The sequence below is a fragment of the uncultured Mycobacterium sp. genome (assembly GCF_964249325.1).
GTDB lineage: Bacteria > Actinomycetota > Actinomycetes > Mycobacteriales > Mycobacteriaceae > Mycobacterium.
The window spans coordinates 11,045-17,092 of sequence record NZ_CAXUCH010000074.1 but is presented as its reverse complement, the minus strand read 5'-3'; the positions used below and the strand labels follow the sequence as shown (position 1 = coordinate 17,092).

Annotated in this window: 5 protein-coding genes; 3 read left to right on the top strand and 2 right to left on the bottom strand. The window is 66.4% G+C overall.

Annotated elements, in window-relative coordinates; translation table 11 throughout:
- Positions 1-124: 124 nt before the first annotated feature.
- Both ACFE99_RS11660 and ACFE99_RS11655 read right to left on the bottom strand, forming a co-directional pair.
- Entirely contained in the window at positions 125-526 is a 402-nt protein-coding gene (locus ACFE99_RS11660) for a heme-binding protein (protein WP_375485373.1), read from the bottom strand.
- Between the two features lie 365 nt (positions 527-891).
- Positions 892-1,635 (bottom strand): MBL fold metallo-hydrolase, encoded by a 744-nt coding sequence (locus ACFE99_RS11655; RefSeq protein WP_375485371.1) that lies wholly within the window; start codon positions 1,633-1,635, stop codon positions 892-894.
- A gap of 146 nt (positions 1,636-1,781) precedes the next feature.
- On the opposite strand from ACFE99_RS11655, the gene fgd reads away from it, so the two are divergent.
- Genes fgd through ACFE99_RS11640 form a run of 3 tightly spaced genes read left to right on the top strand, consistent with a single transcriptional unit; the run spans position 1,782 to position 6,022 of the window.
- Entirely contained in the window at positions 1,782-2,792 is a 1,011-nt protein-coding gene (gene fgd, locus ACFE99_RS11650) for a glucose-6-phosphate dehydrogenase (coenzyme-F420) (protein WP_375485369.1), read from the top strand.
- Complete coding sequence (gene pta / locus ACFE99_RS11645) at positions 2,761-4,869, top strand: phosphate acetyltransferase (protein ID WP_375485382.1); 2,109 nt, start codon at positions 2,761-2,763, stop codon at positions 4,867-4,869. The genes fgd and pta overlap by 32 nt, the downstream gene beginning before the upstream one ends.
- A complete protein-coding gene (locus tag ACFE99_RS11640) occupies positions 4,862-6,022 on the top strand; it encodes an acetate kinase (protein ID WP_375485380.1) in 1,161 nt (386 codons plus the stop codon). Before pta ends, ACFE99_RS11640 begins: the two co-directional genes overlap by 8 nt.
- The last annotated feature ends 26 nt before the right edge of the window (positions 6,023-6,048 follow it).

Sequence of the window (6,048 nt, the reverse complement as noted above, 5' to 3'; positions counted from 1 at the left end):
TGACGCCGCACGGGCTAGACGAATTCGTCGACAAGGTGGTGCCGCTGTTGCAGGAACGCGGCGCGTTCCGAACCGAATACAGCGGCACCACCCTGCGCGAGCATCTGGGCTCGGCGGCCGTCGGTTAGCCGGCCATGAACTCGTTGTAGGCCGACTGCAGCTCCGGCGACAGCGCGGTGGTGTTGCACTGGCGCTCGGTGTCACCGATCGGCGCCAAAATCCCCCGCAGGTCGTAGTACTCCTGCGGGTGGGCGGTGAAGTAGCTCCGCAGAGTCGCCGCCGCCTGCGGACGCGGCTGGCTGAACGCTGATGTCACCGCTGCGTTGGCGTCCGGGTGCGCGTCGAGGTATTGGCGAGCTTGACCCGTCGCAGAGCTGACGGTGTCGTTCACCGCGGCCGGGCTGCAGTCGGGCGCCGCAGAGGCGCTCGGCGCCGGCAGTGTGGTCGCGGCCAGGCCCCCGAGTACGCAGGAGGCCGCAGCGATGCCGACGGCTCGCCGGCGCATGGTCATACCACTCAATTTCATGCTTGCTTGTTCCTTTGCGTTGCACATTGATACAGATTCCCCCCGGCCCCGACAGCCAACGTACGCGAAGGCAATCGGCTGCTACGTGTCGCTGACCGCTCCCAAACCCGGTGCCGGACAAGCCTTACCGGCAAAAGCGCGAGTTTTGCCGTAACTCAGCGCGATTTTCTTAGAGTACGCGCCCGATACTTAAGAAACCGTGATGGTAAGCGTGACCGAATTGTGACGTACTGATCGGCATCTAGCGGCCACCACGGCCGTCATGCCGCCGGGCAGGCGCCAGTTGGCGATGGCGTCCGGCGAGACCAGCGCGTGAAAAACCGTCGCGCGGTCGGCATGTATATGCCGAGCGGTGCGGGTTCGTGTCACTGGCGGGCCAGCGTCGTGGCCTGCTCGGTGGCTTCCTGGATCGGACCGCACCACAGGTCGCCGTGGCCGGGCGCCAGGATCTCGGTCTCCAGCAGCGCCAGCGCCGCCAGGCTGCGGACACAGTTGTCCTGATTGTGGCTGAACACCGCCGGCAGCAGTTGCGGCCCGCTGCGGCGCAGCAGCGGATGGCCGGTGACCAGGGCGTCGCCGCTGGCCAGCACCCCGTCGACCACATAGGAGCAATGCCCGCTGGTGTGCCCCGGGGTGGGAATGGCCATCGGGCGGCCCGGCAACTGGGCGGCGATGTCGGTGCTCAACGGTTGGGTGGTCGGGATGCCGTCACGGATCAGACCGCCGTTGCGCACCACATGCGCACCCCACACCGCCCAGCGGGGCCGCCAAATCCGCAACGCGACATCCACCGGCGAGGCTTGTTGCAGATACTCGCGCTTGGCGTGGCCGACCTCGTCGGGGTGGCAATACACCGGGGTGCCGTGCTCTTTGGCGAACCAGATCGCCGAGCCCAGGTGGTCGATGTGGGCGTGTGTCAGCAAGATCGCCGCTACGTCGCGGGGTTCGTGGCCAAGCTGCCGCAGTGAGGCCAGCACGTCGTCGCGGTCTCCGGGGTAGCCGGAATCGATCAGCATGACACCGCTGTCGTCACGGACCACCAGCCAGTTGACCGCCTCCCCTTGGGCGAGGTGCACGATGTCGGTGACGTTTGTGAGCACCGATGCCATGTCCGTGAGTTTAGGCACCGGGCGATCGCAAGCTCGGCGAAGCCGGGCGCCGCGGGTCGCCCGCCGACAAGCCCCGGGCGATCGCAAGCTCGGCGAAGCCGGGCGCCGCGGATCGCCCGCCGACAAACAGAGAGTAGAAAAGACTGGTGGCTGAACTGAAACTCGGATACAAGGCGTCGGCGGAACAATTCGGGCCGCGAGAACTCGTCGAACTCGGGGTCGCCGCCGAAGCCCACGGCATGGACAGCGCCACCGTCAGCGACCATTTCCAGCCGTGGCGGCACAAGGGTGGGCACGCCCCGTTCTCGCTGTCGTGGATGACCGCGGTCGGCGAGCGCACAACGAAGATCCAGCTGGGCACCTCGGTGCTCACCCCGACATTCCGGTACAACCCCGCCGTCGTCGCCCAAGCCTTCGCCACCATGGGCTGCCTATACCCGGGCCGCATCTTCCTGGGGGTAGGCACTGGCGAGGCTTTGAATGAAATCGCCACCGGCTACGAGGGCGCCTGGCCAGAGTTCAAAGAGCGGTTCGCCCGGCTGCGCGAAGCGGTGCGGCTGATGCGCGAGCTCTGGCGCGGTGACCGCGTCGACTTCGACGGCGAGTTCTACCACCTCAAGGGCGCTTCGATCTACGACGTGCCCGATGGCGGAGTGCCGATCTACGTCGCTGCGGGCGGTCCGGCGGTGGCCAAATACGCCGGACGCGCCGGCGACGGCTTCATCTGCACCTCCGGCAAGGGCGAGGAACTGTATCGCGAGAAGCTGATGCCGGCGGTGCAGGAGGGCGCCAAGGCCGCCGACCGCAACGTCGACGACATCGACAAGATGATCGAGATCAAGATCTCCTACGACCCGGACCCGGGGCTGGCCTTGGAGAACACTCGGTTCTGGGCGCCGCTGTCGCTGACCGCCGAGCAGAAGCACAGCATCGACGACCCGATCGAGATGGAGAAGGCGGCCGACGAGCTGCCGATCGAACAGGTCGCCAAACGCTGGATCGTCGCCTCGGATCCCGACGAGGCGGTCGAGAAGGTCGGCCAATACGTCGAATGGGGCCTCAACCACCTGGTGTTCCACGCCCCCGGCCACGACCAGCGCCGCTTCCTGCAGCTCTTCGAGACGGATCTCGCACCGAGGCTGCGGCGGCTGGCCTGATGTGTCTGGCATTTACATCGCCGCGCCCGAGGGAGACACCGGCAAGTCGACGATCGCGCTGGGCGTCCTGCACCGACTGACCGCCACCGTCCCGAAAGTCGGGGTGTTCCGGCCCATCATGCGGCTTGGCGAGCAGCGCGACTACATCCTGGAGCTGCTGCTGGCGCATGCCACCGCCGGCCTGCCCTACGAGCGCTGCGTCGGCGTGACCTACCAGCAGCTGCATGCCGACCGCGACGCCGCGCTCGCCGACATCGTCGAGCGCTACCACGCGATGGCCGACCGGTGCGACGCCGTGGTGATTGTGGGCAGCGACTACACCGACGTCACCAGCCCCGCCGAGCTGTCCGTCAACGCCCGCATCGCGGTCAACCTCGGCGCGCCGGTACTGCTGGTGGTGCGGGCCAAGGGCCGCAGCGCCGACGACGTCGCGCACCTGATCGAGGTCTGTCTGGCCGAGCTAGGCGAGCAGCACGCCTACACCGCAGCCGTGGTGGCCAACCGCTGTGAGCCCTCGCAACTTCAGGCCTTCCAAAAACGTCTGGCCAAGGCCCTCGCCATGTTCACTCCCCGGACGTATGTGCTGCCCGACGAGCCGCTGCTGGTGGCGCCCACGGTGGCCGATCTGCAGCACGCGGTGAACGGGAACCTGGTGAGCGGTGATCCCGCGCTGATGGGACGCGAAGTGATGGGTGTGGTGGTCGCCGGGATGATCGCCGAGCATGTACTGGAACGGCTTTCCGAGGGAGCCGCCGTCATCACTCCCGGCGACCGCTCCGATGTCGTGCTGGCGGTGGCCAGTGCCCATGCCGCCGAAGGGTTTCCGTCGCTGTCGTGCATGATCCTCAACGGTGGCTTCCAGCTGCATCCGTCGATTGCGGCGCTGGTGGCCGGCCTGCGATTGCGCCTGCCGATGATCGCCACCACACTGGGCACGTTCGACACGGCCAGCGCCGTGGCGTCGGCACGCGGCCGAGTCACCGTGGAATCACAGCGAAAGATCGACACCGCGTTGGCGCTCGTGGAACGTCACGTCGACATATCGGACCTGTTGGCGCAGCTGGCCATCCCGATCCCGACGGTCACCACACCGCAGATGTTCACCTACCAGCTCCGGGAGCGGGCCCGCGCGGATCGCAAGCACATCGTGCTGCCCGAAGGCGACGACGACCGGATCCTCAAAGCGGCCGGCCGAGTGCTCCAGCGCGGCGTGGCCCAGCTGACCATCCTCGGTGACGAGAACCAAATCCGCTCGCGCGCAGCCGAACTCGGCGCCAACCTCGACGACGCAGCGGTCATCGATCCGACCACGAGCGAGTTGTGCGATCAGTTCGCCGCCCAATACGCGCAATTACGCAAGGGCAGAGGCGTCACCGTGGAGCACGCCCGGGAGATCATCTGCGACGTCTCGTATTTCGGCACCATGCTGGTCTACAACGGGCTGGTCGACGGCATGGTGTCGGGTGCAGCACACACCACCGCGCACACCGTGCGGCCGGCGTTCGAAATCATCCGGACCGCACCGGGTGTCTCCACAGTGTCCAGTATTTTCTTGATGTGCCTACCGGATCGAGTGCTGGCGTACGGCGACTGCGCGATCGTTCCCGATCCGACACCCGAGCAGCTCGCCGACATCGCGATCAGTTCGGCGCGCACCGCCGCTCAGTTCGGCATCAAGCCCCGGGTGGCCATGCTGTCGTACTCCACCGGCGAATCCGGTGCCGGTGCCGACGTCGACAAGGTCAGGACTGCAACACAATTGGTACGAAGCCGGGCGCCGCAACTGCTGGTCGATGGACCGATCCAATACGACGCCGCGGTGGACCCGTCGGTGGCGGCCACCAAGATGCGTGACTCACCCGTTGCCGGCCGCGCGACCGTGCTGATCTTCCCGGACCTCAACACTGGCAACAACACCTATAAGGCCGTCCAGCGCAGCGCCGGTGCGATCGCCATCGGCCCGGTGCTGCAGGGGCTGAACAAACCCGTCAACGACCTCTCTCGTGGCGCGCTGATCGAAGATATCGTCAACACCGTCGCGATCACCGCGATCCAAGCCCAGGGTCATGATGACTGAGCCCGTCGTGCTGGTGATCAACTCCGGCTCGTCGTCGCTGAAATATCAGCTCGTCGAACCTGATTCAGGCAAGTCGCGGATAGCCGGCATCATCGAGCAGATCGGCGAGCCGTCGTCGCCGGTCGCCGACCATGAGGCGGCGCTGCGCCTGGCGTTCGACCGGTTTGCGCAGGCCGGTATTGACTTGGACAACTGTGGTCTGGTCGCGGTGGGTCATCGGGTGGTGCACGGCGGCAAGACGTTCTACCGTCCCACTGTTGTCGACGACGCGCTGATCACCAAGGTGAAGGAGCTGGCGCCACTGGCGCCGCTGCACAACCCGCCCGCGGTCCAGGGGATGGAAGTGGCGCGCAGGATGCTGCCCGACGTGCCGCATGTCGCGGTGTTCGACACCGCGTTTTTCCACGACCTGCCCGCGGCGGCCGCGACGTATGCCATCGACCGGGAGGTGGCGCAACGGTGGCAGATCCGCCGCTACGGATTTCACGGCACGTCGCACCAGTACGTCAGTCAGCAGGCCGCCATTTTCCTGAGCAGACCGCTGGATGACTTGAAGCAGATTGTGCTGCATTTGGGTAACGGGTCGTCGGCGTCGGCAATCGCTGGTGGTCGCCCGGTCGACACGTCGATGGGCCTGACCCCGATGGAGGGCCTGGTGATGGGAAGCCGCAGCGGTGACATCGACCCGGGCATCATCAGCTACCTGTGCCGGTCGGCGAAAATGGACGTCGACGACGTCGAGTCGATGCTCAACAATCGATCCGGGGTGCTGGGCATCGCCGGTGAACAGGATTTCCGACGGCTGCGTGAAATGATGGAATCAGGCGATAACACAGCACAATTGGCCTACGACGTGTTCATCCACCGGCTGCGCAAATATATCGGCGCCTACCTTGCGGTGCTGGGGCGCACCGACGTGCTGACGTTCACCGCCGGCATTGGCGAAAACGCCGCGGAGGTGCGCCGCGACGCGCTGGCCGGGATGGCGGACCTCGGCATCAAGCTCGACGAGCACCGCAACGCCACCGCGGCCGCCGAGTTGCGGCGGATCTCCGCGGACAGCTCGACGGTCACCGTACTGGTGATTCCGACCGACGAAGAACTGGCCATCGCTCGCGACTGCATGCAAGCGATAGGGGCACGCGATGGCTGACCAGCCCGACAACGGGCGGGTGGGGA